The following is a 14,685-nucleotide window of genomic DNA, read 5'->3' as shown; positions in this document are numbered from 1 at the left end:
CCCGGCCGTCGGCCCGGACGCCGCGCCGGGGGAGGGCGGCCCGCGGGGAGCGGACGCCCACGCCGGCGCGGACGGCCGGACGGGAGTGGACGGCCGGACGGGAGTGGACGGCCGGACGGGAGTGGACGGCCGCACGGCAGGGGACGGCCGGGCGCGGGTGGACGCCGTCAGACGAGGATGATCTTCCCGTCGGCGATCTTGATCGCCTGCTCGACCAGCGCCCTGGCCGCGGGCGGACGCGCGACGGTGCCGGTCTCGATGTGGAACGCGCTGCCGTGGCAGGGACAGGTGATCAGGCCGCTCACCACCGCGCCGACCGTGCAGCCCCGGTGCGTGCACACGGCCGTGAAGGCGTGGTACTCGCCCGCCTTCGGCTGAGTGACGACGATCTTCCGGTCCTTGTAGACCTTGCCGCCGCCCACCGGGACGTCGGCGGCGCTGCCGAGCACGACCCCGCCGCCCGAGCTCTCGACCAGGCCGCCGTCGTTCGGCGCCGAGGACGGCGCCGAGGACGGCTTGGCTTCGTCGGAGCCGGAGCCCCCGCCGCACGCCGCCGTCAGCCCTGCGACGCCCACGGCGCCCGCGCCGAGCAGCAGTCCCCGCCTGGCGAGGTCCCCGGACGGGGCCCGCCCAGGGGCCGGGGGAAGGGTCGCGGTCTCCTCGGGCTCCTGCGGCATGTGCGGACCTCCGGTGCGGTCGGGGGGTGTTGTCCGTCACCAGGAGTACGTTTCGCCTTCGGCGCCGGTTCAATCCGCGGGGCCGTCCCGGAAGCGCGGCGGTCAGACCACGACGATGCCGTCGCCCTTGACCTGGACGGGATATTCGGTAAGGGCCTTGTTCGCCGGGCCCTGCGCCACCGAGCCGTCCGTGATCTTGAACTCGCTGCCGTGGCACGGGCACTTGACCACGCCCCCGGTCACCCGGTTGGTCAGGCAGCCCTGGTGGGTGCAGATGGCGCTGAACGCCTTGAAGACGCCCTGGCTCGGCTGCGTCACCACGACCTTGGTGTCGGCGTAGACCTTGCCCCCGCCGACGGGGACGTCGGCGACCTTGGCGATCTCCTTGCCCTTCAGGTCCCCGGCGGACGCCGTCTTGTTGGACTTCGGGCCGCAACCGGTCAGCAACCCGGCCCCGAGCGCCGCCCCCACCGCGCCCGTCCCGCACAGCACCATCCGGCGTCCGACGGCCCGCTCCGCGCCGTCCCCGCCTCCGGCGACCCGGCTCTCCCGGCCCCCGCTCATCGCTTCGTCGCTCATGGTCACCATCATTCCGGACATGCCACCGGCCTCCACGGCACCCCCGCCGAAACCCGGTCGCGCGCGTCGTCCGTGTTAGTCGAGCGCATCAGCGATACATAAAGTAATCATGCGAACGCAGCGAGTAGTCGAAAGGAAGAGGGCCATGCCCCTCCGCCACAAGGTCGGCGTCGCCGCCCTCCCCTGCGCCGCCCTGGCGTCCCTGACCCTCACCGGTCACGCGGCGGTCCCCGCGGCGGCGGCCACCGGCGGCGCGAGCGGCGCGGCCTCCCCGCCGAAGGCCGCCGAGACGTGCGGCGGCCACATCAAGGTCTACTTCGGCCACACCTACAAGGGCACGGACTCCTGGGAGTGGAAGGGCAAGAAGCCCGCGCCGCGCGTCGTCAAGGACCGGCTCGACGCGCCGTTGAACGTGACGGCCAGGTTCTACGCCGACAAGCAGGGCTACCAGTGGGTGGACGTGACCTTCACCCCCGCACGCCCCTCCAAGATCAAGCCCAAGCACTACGACAGGACGGCCTACACCATCAAGACCACCGGCAACCCGGTCAAGCTCATGATGAAGCCCGAGTACACGCCCGCGATCGTCCAGGGCGGCACGCTGCTCTCACCCGACGACGCGGGCTGGGCGAAGGCCGTGCAGAGCCAGGTCAGCGGCTACACCTTCATCTTCCACAAGAACTACGTCCTCGACGCGCTGGACTGCCCCAGCGGCAGCCAGGTGCCCAAGCGGCTGCTGCAGTCCAAGTCGCAGACGGTCGTCGGCCAGCAGGTGGGAGAGAGCGAGGAGACCGAGAAGTACGAGGAGCTGGGGCAGCTCGTCAACAACGTCGACCTCAAGCTCCAGTCCTGACCCCGCGCCCGGCCGGGAAGGCCGGGCCCCGGCCGGGCGCGATTCCCTAACCCTCCGGCACGGCGACCACCTTTGCCAGGAGCGCCACGAACTGGCGTTGTTCCTCAGGAGTCAGGGACGACAGCAGGTGATCGCCGACGGCGATCACCTGCGGCGCCAGGCGGGTCGCCAGGGCGCGGCCGTCGGGGGTGACGCGGACCAGTTTGCGGCGGCGGTCCGCGTCGTCCTTCGCCAGTTCGACCAGGCCACGGCGGCGGAGGCGGTCGAGGAGCGGGGCCGCCGTGGACTTGTCGAGGTGGGCGAGGGCACCGAGCGTGCCCTGGTCCATGTCGCCGTGCGTGCACAGGAGGCTCAGCACGGTGAACTGCGGGCCGGTCAGCTCTTGGTCCACGCGCTCGTGCCACAGGCGGGCGTGCGCCTGGTTGAGGCGGCGGGCCAGCGGTCCGACGCCCTCGATCGCGGCCCGCACGCGTGACGCGTCCGCCTTCTCCCGGTTCATGGCTGTTCAGGCTCCTTCGGCGCAATAGGACGTACACGTACTATATCCTCGCCATTTAGGACGTACACGTCCTAAATGGAGGGAGTGCCGATGAGGCTTGTCGTGGCGATGACCGGAGCGACCGGGGCGCCGATCGGGGTGCGCCTCCTGGCGGCGCTCCGCGACCTGGACGTCGAGACGCACCTGGTGGTGAGCCGGTGGGCGCGGGTCACGCTCGCGCAGGAGACCGGACGCTCGGTCCGCGAGGTGGCGGCGCTCGCGTCGGTGACGCACGGCCCGGACGACCAGGGCGCGGCGATCTCGAGCGGTTCGTTCCGGACGGACGGCATGGTGGTCGTCCCGTGCAGCATGAAGACGCTCGCCTCGATCCGCACGGGCTACGGGGACGGCCTGATCGCCCGCGCGGCGGACGTGACGCTCAAGGAGCGCCGCAGGCTCGTCCTGGTCGCGCGCGAGACCCCGCTCTCCGCCGTCCACCTGGAGAACATGCTGGAGCTGACGCGGATGGGCGCGGTCGTGATGCCGCCCATGCCCGCCTTCTACAACGCTCCGGAGAGCATCGACGGGCTCGTCGAGCACATCGTCGCCCGCGTTCTCGACCAGTTCGGCCTGGACCTGCCCACGGCCAGGCGGTGGCAGGGCTTCTCCGGCACCGGCCCTGGCACCGGCCCCGCCTCCGGTACCGGCACCGCCTCCGGCTCCGACTCCGTTTCGCCCTCGCTCAGAAAGGCCGTCCGACATGACGCAACGCGGTAGCTCGCTCAACTTTCGCGACTTCGTCGACGAACTGCTCGCCGCCGGGGACGCCGTGGACGTCCGCACACCGGTGAGCCCGACGCTCGAAGCCGGTGCCATCACCCGCCGCGTGTACGAGACGCGCAGCCCGGCCCCGCTGTTCAGCAATCTCACGGAAGGCGACGCCGGGTTCCGGATCCTGGGCGCGCCCGCTGGTCTCAGCCCGGCCGCTACCGGAACCTACGGACGCCTCGCCGCGCACTTCGGCCTGCCACGCGACACGACCCCGCGGGACATCGTGGAGCATCTCGTCCGGGCCATGCACGCCGAGCCGGTCCCGCCGAAGGTCGTGGCGTCCGGACCGTGCAAGGAGAACGTCCTCACCGGCGACGCGGTGGACCTGACGCGCTTCCCGGTCCCGCTCCTTCACCAGCAGGACGGCGGCCGCTACTTCGGCACCTACGGCTTCCACGTCGTCCGCACGCCGGACGGCTCGTGGACGAGCTGGTCGGTCGCCCGCACCATGCTGAACGGCCCGGACAGCCTCGTCGGCCCGGCGATGCCGCAGCAGCACATCGGGATGATCCACCAGATGTGGCGCGAACGAGGCGAGCGCACCCCCTGGGCGATGGTGCTCGGGGCGCCGCCCGCCGCGCTCGCCGCCGCGGGCATGCCGCTGCCCGCCCACGTCGGCGAGGACGGCTACGTCGGCGCGCTCACCGGCAGCCCGGTCGAGGTCGTCGAGACGGAGGCGGGCGGGCTGTTCGTCCCGGCGAACGCCGAGATCGTGCTGGAGGGCTGGATCAGCCCGGACGAGACCGCGCCCGAGGGGCCGATGGGCGAGTACCACGGCTACGCCTTCCCCGAGGGCCGGCCGCAGCCGGTCTTCCACGTCGAGACGGTCACCCACCGGGACGGCGCGATCCTGCCCGTCTGCGCGGCCGGGCTGCCGCCGGAGGAGAACCACACCGTCTGGGGCACGATGATCTCCGCCACGAGCCTGGACGTGCTGCGCTCGAGCGGCCTGCCGGTCTCGTTCGCGTGGTGCTCCTACGAGGCGGCGACCTGCTGGATCGTCGTCGCCGTGGACACCGCGCGGCTCGCCCGCACCGGAATGGGCGAACGCGCCCTGGCCGACGCCGTCGCGGACGTCCTGTTCGGATCGCACACCGGCTGGCTCGTCCCCAAGGTCATCCTGGTCGCCGACGACATCGACATCACCGACATCGACCAGGTGGCGTGGGCCCTCGCGACGCGCTACCACCCCGGCACCGGCGAGTACCTCTACCCGGACGTGCCGGGCATCCCGATGGTGCCGTACCTGACGGACGAGGAGGTACGCACCGGCAAGGGCGGAAAGTCCGTCCTGAGCTGCCTCACTCCCGACCAGTTCACCGACTCCGAGCGCGGCGTCACGGCGTGCTTCCGCAACTCCTACCCGGAGGACCTCCAGCACCGCGTCCTCGACCAGTGGACCGAGTACGGGTTCCCCGCCGTGAGCTGACTCCCCGGCGACGCCCGGGGCCGGGTCGGCGGCCCGATCGCGGCGCGCGTTCGCAGGGATGTTCGGACAGGCCACGGGCCCGCGCGGGAGGGTTCCCGCGCGGGCCCGTGGTCCGTTCCGGCGTCAGCCGAGGATCTTGGCGAGGAAGGTGCCGGTGTGGCTGCCCTCCACCTTCGCGACGTCCTCGGGGGTGCCCTGGGCGACGACGGTGCCGCCGCGGGAGCCGCCCTCGGGGCCCATGTCGACGATCCAGTCGGCGGTCTTGATGACATCGAGGTTGTGCTCGATGACGATGACCGTGTTGCCCTTCTCGACCAGGCCGTTCAGCACGCCGAGGAGCTTGCGGATGTCCTCGAAGTGCAGGCCGGTGGTCGGCTCGTCCAGGACGTAGACCGTGCGGCCGGTCGAGCGGCGCTGGAGCTCGGCGGCGAGCTTGACGCGCTGCGCCTCGCCGCCGGACAGCGTCGGGGCGGGCTGGCCGAGCCGGACGTAGCCGAGGCCGACGTCCACCAGCGTCTTCAGGTGCCGGTGGATGGCGGTGACCGGCTCGAAGAAGACCGCGGCCTCCTCGATCGGCATGTCCAGCACCTCGGAGATCGTCTTGCCCTTGTAGTGGACCTCCAGGGTCTCCCGGTTGTACCGGGCGCCGTGGCAGACCTCGCACGGGACGTAGACGTCCGGCAGGAAGTTCATCTCGATCTTGATGGTGCCGTCGCCTGAGCAGTTCTCGCAGCGTCCGCCCTTGACGTTGAAGGAGAAGCGGCCCGGCTGGTAGCCGCGCACCTTCGCCTCGGTGGTCTGCGCGAACAGCTTGCGGATGTGGTCGAACACGCCGGTGTAGGTGGCCGGGTTCGACCGCGGGGTGCGGCCGATCGGCGACTGGTCGACGTGCACGACCTTGTCGAGCTGGTCGACGCCGTTCACCCGCTTGTGCTTGCCCGGCACGGTCTTGGCGCCGTGCAGCTGCTTGGCCAGCGAGTTGTACAGGATGTCGTTGACCAGCGTGGACTTGCCGGATCCGGACACGCCGGTGACGGCGGTGAACACCCCGAGCGGGAACGCCACGTCCACGTTGCGCAGGTTGTTCTGCTGCGCGCCCTTGACCGTGATCTCACGGCCCTTGGTGCGGGGACGGCGGATCTCGGGCACCGCGATCTCGCGGCGGCCGGACAGGTACTGGCCGGTCAGCGAGTCCTCGGAGGCGAGCAGCTCCTCGACGGTGCCGGACACGACGATCTTGCCTCCGTGCTCGCCCGCGCGCGGGCCGATGTCCACCACCCAGTCGGCGGCGTTGATGGTGTCCTCGTCGTGCTCGACGACGATCAGCGTGTTGCCCATGTCGCGCAGCCGCAGCAGCGTCTCCAGCAGCCGCTGGTTGTCGCGCTGGTGCAGGCCGATGGACGGCTCGTCCAGCACGTACAGCACGCCGACCAGCCCGGACCCGATCTGGGTGGCGAGCCGGATGCGCTGGGCCTCGCCGCCCGCCAGCGTCGCGGACGCGCGGTCGAGGGTGAGGTAGTCGAGGCCGACGTCCAGCAGGAACCCGAGCCGGGCGTTGATCTCCTTCAGCACCCGCTCGGCGATGTGCCGGTCGCGGTCGGACAGCTCCATGGCCAGCAGGAACTTGGCCGCCTCGCCGATGGGCATCGCCGCGACCTCGGCGATGGACTTCCCACCCATCGTCACCGCCAGCACGACCGGCTTGAGCCGCGCGCCGTCGCAGGCCGGGCACGGGATCTCGCGCATGTAGCCCTCGAGCTTCTCGCGCGAGGAGTCGCTCTCGGACTCGGCGTGCCGCCGGTGGATGTACGGGATCACGCCCTCGTAGGCCGTGTAGTACGAGCGGGTGCGGCCGTACCGGTTCTTGTACCGGACGTGCACCTGCGTCTCGTGCCCGTTCAGGATCGCGCGCCGGGCCTTCAGCGGCAGCTTGCGCCACGGCGTGTTGAGGTCGAAGCCCATGGCGTCGCCGAGCGCCGACAGCAGCCGCAGGAAGTAGTCGCTGACGTGCCCGCCCGACCACGGCTGGATGGCGCCCTCGCCGAGCGAGAGGTCCTCGTCGGGGACGACCAGCTCGGGGTCGACCTCCATGCGGGTGCCGAGGCCGGTGCACTCGGGGCACGCGCCGTAGGGCGAGTTGAAGGAGAACGAGCGGGGCTCCAGCTCCTCGAACGACAGGTCGTCGTAGGGGCAGTAGAGGTGCTCGGAGTACATGCGCGTGCGGTTCTCGTCGTCCTCGGGGAGGTCGACGAAGTCGAGCACGATCGTGCCGCCGGCCAGGCCGAGGGCCGTCTCGACGGAGTCGGCGAGCCGCTGGCGCGCCGAGTCCTTGACCGAGAGCCGGTCGACGATCACGGAGATGTCGTGCTTCTCCTGCTTCTTGAGCTTGGGCGGCTCGTCCATCCGGACCATCCGGCCGTCCACGAGCGCGCGCGAGTAGCCCTTGGACTGCAGCTCGCGGAACAGCTCCAGGTACTCGCCCTTGCGGCCGCGGATGACCGGGGCCAGCACCTGGAAGCGGGTGCCCTCCTCCAGCTCCAGCACCCGGTCGACGATCTGCTGGGGCGCCTGGCGGCTGATCGGACGGCCGCAGACCGGGCAGTGCGGGTGCCCGATGCGGGCGTACAGCAGCCGCAGGTAGTCGTAGACCTCGGTGATCGTCCCGACCGTCGACCGCGGGTTCTTGCTGGTCGACTTCTGGTCGATCGAGACCGCCGGGGACAGGCCCTCGATGAAGTCCACGTCGGGCTTGTCCATCTGCCCGAGGAACTGGCGGGCGTACGCCGACAGCGACTCGACGTACCGGCGCTGCCCCTCGGCGAAGATCGTGTCGAAGGCCAGGCTGGACTTGCCGGACCCGGACAGCCCGGTGAACACGATCATCGCGTCCCGCGGCAGGTCGAGCGAGACGTCCTTCAGGTTGTGCTCGCGTGCTCCTCGCACGATGAGTCGGTCATGCACGGCGTATATTCCGGTTCCTCTTCTGGGCGCGGCGATGGGACGGTATGTCCCCACGGTAGCCAGGGGGTCCGACAGAACGCGGACGCGCGCGGACTCCCCCGTCTCCTCAACAGCGGAATCGCCCACCGAATTTCACCTCGGCCGTCCCGCCCCCACGGGACCTCCGGCCACGCCCGAACCGTACACGTGTTCGAAGATCTCCCGCCACCGGAACGCGCCGTGCCGCCCATGACCGCCCGACCGCGCCCGGCCCGCTCCCGGCCGCCGACGGCCGCTCCCGGCGCCGCCGTGGCGCGGGGACGCCTTGCCGGACGGGGCTCAGGCCAGGTCGGCGTTCCTGCGGGACCACGCCTCGCGGGTCATCACCCAGCGCATGGACCGTCCCTGCTCGGCGGGGGCCTGGGGGACGCCGTCCTCGATCCCGAGCAGCCAGTAGCCGAGCCTGGGCGGGACGGCGGCGCTGCGTTTGTTGGCGACGTCACACCGGATCTCCACCCGCTCGACGCCCGGCAGGCCGAGGGCGACCTCGGTGAGCGCCCCGGCCGCCCTGGTCGCCAGGCCGCGTCCGGTGTGGGCGACGTGCACCCAGTAGCCGATCTCCAGGGCGTCCGGGCCGAGCCGGTCGTGCAGTCCGACCGTGCCCGCGATCCCGCCGCCCACGGCGCTGCCGTCCGCGCCCTTGCCGCCCGCACCCTTGCCGCCCGCACCCTTGCCGCCCGCACCCTTGCCGCCCGCACGCCCGCCGTCCGAGGTCTCCAGCAGGTAGACGTACTCGGTGCCCTCGTCCCAGGCCCGGCGGGTCGCGGCGAGCCAGGCGCGCTCCTGTTCGAGGGTCTGTGGTCCGGTGGCCCACGGCATCCAGGGGCGCAGGTGCTCGAACGACTCGTTCAGGGCCGTCACGAGGGCCGGCAGGTCGTCCTCGACCGGACGGCGCAGCGTCAGGCCGGGCAGGACGATCCGTTCGGGAGGCTGCGCGGGCCGTCCCCGCCCCGGGCGTTCGGACGGCGGCGCGGCCGGGCGGGCCGGGGAGGATTCCGGCGATGCGGACGGGCGCTCGGTGCTCATTTCCCGATGCTCGCCAAGGGGCCGAGATCGTTCCAGTCATTTTCCGCGACTGTGACGAATGGACCCTGCCCTGTGTGCTCGTCGGCCCTGGGGGCTCCGGGGGCTCCGGGGGCGCGGTCAGTGCCGCGCGCCGCCGTGGCAAGGTGGTGCCATGGATCTTCAGGCCCCCTCGCAGGCCCCCTCGGCGGAGGACCTGCGGCCCCGCCTGCGCCGGCGCGGTCCGGCCCGTCCGGCGGCGGTGGCGCTCGTCCTGCACGGCGGCCGGGAGTTCGGGCGCGAGCCCGCCACCGCGCGGCAGCCCACCGCGCTGCGCATGGTCCCGTTCGCCCTGCACCTGCTCAGCGCGGGCCGGAGGCACGGCCTGGCGGTCTGGTCGCTCGGCTACCGGTACCGGGGCTGGAACGGCGAGGAGGCGTCCCCGGTCCCCGATGCCCGGTGGGCGCTGGAGGTCGTCCGCCGGAGCGGCCCGGACGTCCCGGTCGTGCTCGTCGGGCACTCGATGGGGGCGCGGACCTCCCTGCGCGTCGCGGACGACCCGCAGGTCGCCGGGGTCGCGGCGCTCGCCCCGTGGGTGCCGCGGGACGAGCCCGTCGACCAGCTCGCGGGACGCCGCGTCCTGATCATGCACGGCACCGAGGACGGCACGACGCCGTACCGGGCGTCGGTCCGGTACGCCGAGAGGGCCAGGCCGGTCGCCGCGTCGCTGGACTTCGTCCCGGTGCCGGACGAGGGCCACGCGATGCTCCGCCGCCCGGGTCTGTGGCACCGCCGCACCACCGCGTTCGTGCTGGACGTCCTCGCCGACGCGAAGCGGACGTGACGAGCCGAGCGGCGTGGCCGTGACGGGCCCTGTCTCCCGGATCATGACGGAGCCGGATTGCTCGAACCGCGCACATGCGGACTGGTCGGGGTCGAAGCCGGGTCGGGCATGTCAGGATGAGCTCCCCTGAGAACGCGAGGAGGCGTGATGGGCGGCGCGACGAGCGGGTCCGGAGACGGGCGGGCGGCGGTGCTGGCGGCGATCGAGGCGAGCGCGGAGCGGCTGGCGAAGAGCGTGGCCGGGCTCGGTGACGCGGAACTGCGGGCGGCCTCCGGGCTGCCCGGCTGGACGCGGGGGCACGTGGCCACGCATGTGGCGCGCAACGCGGACTCGCTGTGGAACCTGCTGGAGTGGGCGCGGACCGGCGTGGAGGTCCCGCAGTACCCGAGCATGGAGGCACGCGACGAGGCGCTGCGCGCGGGCGCGGGACGCGGCGCGGACGAGCTGGTGGACGACCTGCGGACGTCGGGCGAGCGGTTCGCGGCGCAGGCGGCGGCGCTGCCCGAGGCGGCCTGGGACGTCCGGGTGCGGGGCATGGTCGGGCCCGAGATGCCCGCCTGGTTCGTCCTGCACCGGCGGTGGCGGGAGGTCGAGGTGCACCATGTGGACCTCGCCGCCGGCTACGGTCCGGCCGACTGGCCCGAGGCGTACCTGCGCGCCGAGCTGGACCACACGCTGCGCGGCCTCGCCGAGCGGGGGCCGCAGGAGCGGGGCGGGCTGCACGGGCTGCGGCTGCGCGCGACCGACACCGGGCAGTCGGCCGACCTCGGCGACGGCCCGGAGGTGACCGGGTCGGCGGCGGCGCTGCTGGCGTGGATCACCGGGCGGTCGGACGGCTCCGGCCTCACGACCCGCCCGGACGGCGCGCTGCCCACGCCCCCGACCTGGCCGACCGACCCGTCCTTCCCCTAGCGGCCCCGCGGTCCCGGCCTCCTGGCGGCCTGGTCCCCCGGCGGCCCCGGTCCGCGGTCCCGGACTCCTGGCGGCTCGGCCGCCTGGCTGCCCCGGGAGGACCGGCCGCCGGACGGGATGGTCAGCCGGTGTCGGCGAGGAGGTCGTCGGCCTCCTCGCCCGCGAGGCGGTCCAGGACCGCCGGGGAGCGCAGGGTGATCGCGGTGCGGGAGACGGCGATGCCGTCGCCGACGCGCTCGCGGGCCAGCAGCTGCGCGACCTTGCGGCGGCCCATCCCGGCCCAGCGGCCGAGGTCGCGCTGGCAGAGCGGGACGGGGACGACCACTCCCCCGGTCGCGACCGGGGTGCCGAACCGCTCGACCAGCCGGCGCAGCCGGGACGCCAGACGGCGGCCCGGCTCGTCGGGGAAGTGCGCGGTGCGCAGCTCGTCGGCGTCGCGCAGCTTCTCCGACAGCACCGCGGCCAGCGCCCACATCGCGTCCGGATGGGCGCTCATCACCGTCCGGAAGCGGTCGCCGGGCAGGGTGAGCGCCTCGACCCGCGTCAGCGCCTCCACGTTGGCGTACCGCTCGCCGCCGTCGGCGATCTCCATCTCCCCGGCGACGTCGCCGGGGCCCAGCACCTCCAGGATCACGGTCTCGCCGCCCCGGTCGACCCAGACCTTCGCCGCGCCGGAGCGCAGCACGTGCACGTGGGTCGAGCGGGTGTGCTCGCGCGCGAGGAACGCGCCCGGCCTGATGAGCGCCACGGTCCCGGCGCGTTCGAGCGCCGTCCGCGCCGGTCCCGGCAGCGCGTCCCAGAACGCGACCCGCATCGCCGCCGCCTCCTCTCCCCCACGCGGACCGGCCCGGGCGGACGGCCCCGCGCGCGGGACTTCCTGATCTGGTTAGTGAACGCCCGGCGACCCCGCGAAACCCGGTAATTCGGCACACAGGGCGCGCCGTGGCGGACGTCACGCGGGTTCGGCGGCCTCCGGATCGAGCCATTGGCCGAGCCACTGGTCGATCGCGCGGATCCGGCGGGCGCAGTCGGCGGCCCCGGTGTGGTCGCCGAGCTCCGCCAGGGAGACGGCGTGCCGTTCCAGGGCGCGCCGCAGGCCGGGGTTGTCGCCCGCGTCGCGGCGGAGCGCGATCTCCGCGCCCAGGTGCCCGGCCGCCTCGGCGTGCCGTCCGAGCAGCTGGCAGGCGCGGCCCAGGTGGTGCAGCACGCGGGCCTGCTGGCGCGTGTCGCCGAGCTCGACCGCCAGCTCCAGGCCGCGCCGCCCGGACTCCAGGGCGTCCTCTGCGCGGCCGAGCTCCAGGTGGATCGCGGCGAGGTGGACGAGCGCCGCGCCCTCGCTGTGCCGGTCGCCGACCTCGCCGAGCACCCGCAGCGCCTCGGTCTGCACCCGCAGCGCCTCCTCGGCCCGGCCGGCCGCGCGCAGCGTCGCGGCGTAGGTGTCCAGGCCGACCCCGCGTCCGTAGGAGTCGCCGATCTCGCGGCGGATCGCCAGCGCCTGGGCCGCCGCGCGCTCCGCCTCGTCCTTCAGGCCGAGCTTGATGTAGGTGCGGGCGAGGCTGCCGAGCGTCCCGGCCATGCCGCCGCGCGCGCCGAGCCGGTGCCACAGCTCCAGCGCCTCCAGGCCGTGCACGAACGCCTCCTGGTGGCGGTGCAGGCGGCGCATCACGACCGACAGGTTCTCCAGGTCGTGCGCCTCGCCGTGCAGGTCGCCGATCTCCCGGCGGATCTCCAGCGAGCGGCCGAGCTGCTCGCGCGCCTCGCGGTACCGGCCGAGCCGCCAGTAGATGACGCCGTACTGCGCGAGCGTCTCGGCCTCGCCGTGCCGGTCGCCGGTCTCGCGGTGGGTCAGCAGCGCCTGCCCGCAGAACGTGAACGCCTCGGCGAACCGGGCGGCGTCGCAGGCGAGGCGGCCGAGGGTGGTCAGCGCGCGCGCCTGCCCGTGCCGGACGCCGAGCTCCCGGTAGACGCCGAGGGCGCGTTCGGCGTCGTGCCGGGCGAGGTCGCGGAGCCCGAGCGTGGCGTACATGCGGGCCAGCTCGGTCAGCGCCTGCGCCGAGCCGAACCGGTCGCCGTCCTCCTCGCGCAGGTACAGCGACTCCAGCGCGTTGGCGACCGCGTCGTCGACCACGCCCCGCCTGCGGTGGACGAGCGCGGTGGTCAGCAGCGTCTCGGCGATCCCGCGCCGGTCGCCGAGCGCCTGCCGGATCTCCAGGGCGCGGCGGGCGTGCCGCAGCGCGGTCTCGTAGTCGGCGAGCGCGAGGTGCGCGCGGGCCAGCGTCTCGTGCCCGCGCGCGAGGCCGCCCCGGTCGTCCAGCTCCCGGTGCACGGCCAGGGAGTTCTCGGCGTTCTGGATCGCGGTGAGGTACCGGCCCTGCGCGGCGTGGACGTCGGCTAGCGTGGCGAGCGCGACGGCCTCCCCGTACCGGTTCGGGGGGTCGGCGGACCGGAACGCGCGCCGGGCGTCCTCGGCGTACCCGATCGCCTGGACGGCCTCCCCGATCTCGAAGTGCGCCACGGCCAGGTTGTGCAGCATCACGGCCGCCGCCTCCCAGTTGTCCTCGGCGCGGGCGGCGCCGAGGCCCACCTGGTGGACGGCGATGTTGTCCTCGCTGTAGCGGCGGAACTCCTGGAAGCCGAACAGGGCGTCCGCGAGCTCCCAGCAGGTGCGGTGCAGGCCGAGCCGCGCCGCCAGATGGACGGCCGCCACGAGCGTCCGCCGCTCGGCCTCGAACCAGGCGAGCGCCTGCGTCCGGGACTCCTCCGTGCCCGGCCCGGCGTCCGCGGCGCTCTCGGCGGCGGGGGCCGAGGTCCGCCCGTCCGGGGTCCGCCCGTCCGGGGTCCGTCCGTCCGGAGTCTCCGAGGCCCGCGTGTCCGGGGTTCGTCCGTCCAGGGTCGGGCGGCGCCTGCGGTCGAGCGCCCGCGCCGCCGACCGCGCGGACGCCAGGCACGACGCCAGCAGGCGGCGCTGCGCGGCGAACCGGTCGGTGTCGGCGTCCTCGGCGAGGCCGCGCTCGCGCGCGAAGTCCCGCAGCAGGTCGTGCATCCGGTACCGGGCGGGGCCCGTCTCGTGCACCAGGAACGCCTGCCGCATCCCCTCCAGCGCCTCGGCCGCCGCGTCGGTCGTGCCGTCCAGCAGGGCGGCCAGCGCGGCGGGCGTCACCTCCGGCCCGGCGGCCAGGCCCACCATCCGGAACGCGGCCCGGTGGTCGCGGCGCAGCCCCCGGTAGGCCAGGTCGAACGTGGGCCGCAGCGGCGCCGGGTAGGACGCGCCGGAGCGGTCCGCCAGCGTCCGGACGGTCTCGGCGATCGGCACGTCCGGGTTCTCGGCCAGCGCGCCGCGATCGGCACGTCCGGGTTCTCGGCCAGCGCGCCCGCCGCGACCGCGAGCGCCAGCGGCAGGAACCCGCACTCGCGCGACAGCCGCTCCACCGCCCGGCGCTCCTCGCGCGGGCGCGGGTCCCCCGGCCCGAGGACGCCCGCGACCAGGTCGGCGGCCTCGTCGGGGCTCATCTCGCGCAGCTCCAGGACGCGGACGTCGCCGTCGTGCCGGCCGTCCTCGCCGGCCAGCTCCGGCATCCGCCGCTGCGCCGTCACCACGACCAGGCCCGCGTTCACCGCGTCCAGCAGCGGCCGGACCTGCCCGGCGTCGGTCGCGTTGTCCAGGACGAGCAGCAGCCGCCGGTCGGCGAGCAGCGACCGGCACTGCGCGGCGAGCTCGGCCTCGGCGCGCGGAAGCTGGTCGCCGGGCACGCCGACGCCGCGCAGCACCTGGCCCATCGCCTCGTCCGGCGTCGCGGGGCCGCGCGTGCCGCCGCGCAGCTCGGTGAAGATGACGCCGTCGGGGAAGCGGTCGGCGACCCGGTGGGCCCAGTGCACCGCCAGCGTCGTCTTGCCCACCCCGGCCATGCCCTGGACCACGACCGCGCGCGGCCAGCGGGCCTGCGCCAGGAGCATGTCGAGCTTGCCGAGGCTGACCGTCCGGCCGGTGAAGAACGGCTTGTCCGGCGGCAGCCGGAGCGGCGGCCCGGACGCGCCGATCCGCACCGGCGCGCGGCGGGCCAGCCCGGCGGGCCGCCCGGG

The 14,685-nt window shown here is 74.0% G+C and carries 13 protein-coding genes and 1 pseudogene; 6 read left to right on the top strand and 8 right to left on the bottom strand.

Annotated elements, in window-relative coordinates; all coding sequences use genetic code 11:
- Positions 1 to 181: pseudogene (locus tag DZF91_RS41510) on the top strand (hypothetical protein); the annotation flags it as partial.
- Here DZF91_RS41510 and DZF91_RS06430 read toward each other — a convergent pair.
- Both DZF91_RS06430 and DZF91_RS06425 read right to left on the bottom strand, forming a co-directional pair.
- Positions 168 to 677, bottom strand: coding sequence for a Rieske (2Fe-2S) protein (locus DZF91_RS06430; RefSeq protein ID WP_117356573.1), 510 nt, complete (start codon positions 675 to 677; stop codon positions 168 to 170). The pseudogene DZF91_RS41510 and the gene DZF91_RS06430 sit on opposite strands and share 14 nt — an antisense overlap.
- A 102-nt stretch (positions 678 to 779) precedes the next feature.
- Entirely contained in the window at positions 780 to 1,256 is a 477-nt protein-coding gene (locus tag DZF91_RS06425) for a Rieske (2Fe-2S) protein (protein WP_235834123.1), read from the bottom strand.
- Between the two features lie 145 nt (positions 1,257 to 1,401).
- Between DZF91_RS06425 and DZF91_RS06420 the strand changes: the two genes are divergently transcribed.
- On the top strand, positions 1,402 to 2,109 hold the full coding sequence (locus tag DZF91_RS06420) for a hypothetical protein (RefSeq protein ID WP_117356572.1): 708 nt from the start codon (positions 1,402 to 1,404) through the stop codon (positions 2,107 to 2,109).
- Positions 2,110 to 2,155: 46 nt separating this feature from the next.
- On the opposite strand, the gene DZF91_RS06415 is transcribed toward DZF91_RS06420, so the two are convergent.
- On the bottom strand, positions 2,156 to 2,608 hold the full coding sequence (locus DZF91_RS06415) for a MarR family winged helix-turn-helix transcriptional regulator (protein WP_117356571.1): 453 nt from the start codon (positions 2,606 to 2,608) through the stop codon (positions 2,156 to 2,158).
- A 90-nt stretch (positions 2,609 to 2,698) separates the two neighbouring features.
- Here DZF91_RS06415 and DZF91_RS06410 point away from each other — a divergent pair, with 90 nt between their 5' ends.
- Entirely contained in the window at positions 2,699 to 3,364 is a 666-nt protein-coding gene (locus tag DZF91_RS06410; RefSeq protein WP_117356570.1) for a non-oxidative hydroxyarylic acid decarboxylases subunit B, read from the top strand.
- Positions 3,348 to 4,847 (top strand): UbiD family decarboxylase, encoded by a 1,500-nt coding sequence (locus DZF91_RS06405; RefSeq protein WP_117356569.1) that lies wholly within the window; start codon positions 3,348 to 3,350, stop codon positions 4,845 to 4,847. Before DZF91_RS06410 ends, DZF91_RS06405 begins: the two co-directional genes overlap by 17 nt.
- Before the next feature lie 123 nt (positions 4,848 to 4,970).
- On the opposite strand, the gene uvrA is transcribed toward DZF91_RS06405, so the two are convergent.
- Positions 4,971 to 7,808 carry an excinuclease ABC subunit UvrA gene (gene uvrA / locus DZF91_RS06400; RefSeq protein ID WP_117356568.1) on the bottom strand — a complete coding sequence of 946 codons (2,838 nt, stop codon included), beginning with the start codon at positions 7,806 to 7,808 and terminating at the stop codon, positions 4,971 to 4,973.
- A 318-nt stretch (positions 7,809 to 8,126) separates the two neighbouring features.
- Positions 8,127 to 8,873 carry a GNAT family N-acetyltransferase gene (locus DZF91_RS06395; protein ID WP_117356567.1) on the bottom strand — a complete coding sequence of 249 codons (747 nt, stop codon included), beginning with the start codon at positions 8,871 to 8,873 and terminating at the stop codon, positions 8,127 to 8,129.
- 151 nt (positions 8,874 to 9,024) lie between these two features.
- Here DZF91_RS06395 and DZF91_RS06390 point away from each other — a divergent pair, with 151 nt between their 5' ends.
- Complete coding sequence (locus DZF91_RS06390; protein WP_117356566.1) at positions 9,025 to 9,693, top strand: alpha/beta hydrolase; 669 nt, start codon at positions 9,025 to 9,027, stop codon at positions 9,691 to 9,693.
- Between the two features lie 147 nt (positions 9,694 to 9,840).
- A complete protein-coding gene (locus tag DZF91_RS06385) occupies positions 9,841 to 10,605 on the top strand; it encodes a maleylpyruvate isomerase family mycothiol-dependent enzyme (protein ID WP_117356565.1) in 765 nt (254 codons plus the stop codon).
- 121 nt (positions 10,606 to 10,726) lie between these two features.
- Here DZF91_RS06385 and DZF91_RS06380 read toward each other — a convergent pair whose 3' ends face one another.
- The 3 genes from DZF91_RS06380 to DZF91_RS41820 all read right to left on the bottom strand — a co-directional run.
- Complete coding sequence (locus DZF91_RS06380; protein WP_117356564.1) at positions 10,727 to 11,419, bottom strand: Crp/Fnr family transcriptional regulator; 693 nt, start codon at positions 11,417 to 11,419, stop codon at positions 10,727 to 10,729.
- Between the two features lie 138 nt (positions 11,420 to 11,557).
- Entirely contained in the window at positions 11,558 to 13,138 is a 1,581-nt protein-coding gene (locus DZF91_RS06375) for a tetratricopeptide repeat protein (protein ID WP_235834124.1), read from the bottom strand.
- Between the two features lie 623 nt (positions 13,139 to 13,761).
- Positions 13,762 to 14,685, bottom strand: a 924-nt coding sequence (locus tag DZF91_RS41820; protein WP_147341020.1) for an NB-ARC domain-containing protein, incomplete at its 5' end; no start/stop codon positions are given.

It is taken from the genome of Actinomadura logoneensis (genome assembly GCF_003428695.1).
Taxonomy (GTDB): Bacteria; Actinomycetota; Actinomycetes; order Streptosporangiales; family Streptosporangiaceae; genus Spirillospora; species Spirillospora logoneensis.
Note: the sequence above shows the minus strand (reverse complement) of the source record. Positions and strands in the feature narration are given on the sequence as shown.

Excerpts from the sequence above, each read along its gene's own strand:
- DZF91_RS06395 (WP_117356567.1), bottom strand. The coding sequence starts at position 8,873 with ATGAGCACCGAGCGCCCGTCCGCATCGCCGGAATCCTCCCCGGCCCGC.
- DZF91_RS06425 (WP_235834123.1), bottom strand. The coding sequence starts at position 1,256 with ATGAGCGACGAAGCGATGAGCGGGGGCCGGGAGAGCCGGGTCGCCGGA.
- DZF91_RS06430 (WP_117356573.1), bottom strand. The coding sequence starts at position 677 with ATGCCGCAGGAGCCCGAGGAGACCGCGACCCTTCCCCCGGCCCCTGGG.
- DZF91_RS06405 (WP_117356569.1), top strand. The coding sequence starts at position 3,348 with ATGACGCAACGCGGTAGCTCGCTCAACTTTCGCGACTTCGTCGACGAA.
- DZF91_RS06390 (WP_117356566.1), top strand. The coding sequence starts at position 9,025 with ATGGATCTTCAGGCCCCCTCGCAGGCCCCCTCGGCGGAGGACCTGCGG.
- DZF91_RS06410 (WP_117356570.1), top strand. The coding sequence starts at position 2,699 with ATGAGGCTTGTCGTGGCGATGACCGGAGCGACCGGGGCGCCGATCGGG.
- DZF91_RS06375 (WP_235834124.1), bottom strand. The coding sequence starts at position 13,138 with ATGCTGCACAACCTGGCCGTGGCGCACTTCGAGATCGGGGAGGCCGTC.
- DZF91_RS06385 (WP_117356565.1), top strand. The coding sequence starts at position 9,841 with ATGGGCGGCGCGACGAGCGGGTCCGGAGACGGGCGGGCGGCGGTGCTG.
- DZF91_RS06415 (WP_117356571.1), bottom strand. The coding sequence starts at position 2,608 with ATGAACCGGGAGAAGGCGGACGCGTCACGCGTGCGGGCCGCGATCGAG.
- DZF91_RS06380 (WP_117356564.1), bottom strand. The coding sequence starts at position 11,419 with ATGCGGGTCGCGTTCTGGGACGCGCTGCCGGGACCGGCGCGGACGGCG.
- DZF91_RS06420 (WP_117356572.1), top strand. The coding sequence starts at position 1,402 with ATGCCCCTCCGCCACAAGGTCGGCGTCGCCGCCCTCCCCTGCGCCGCC.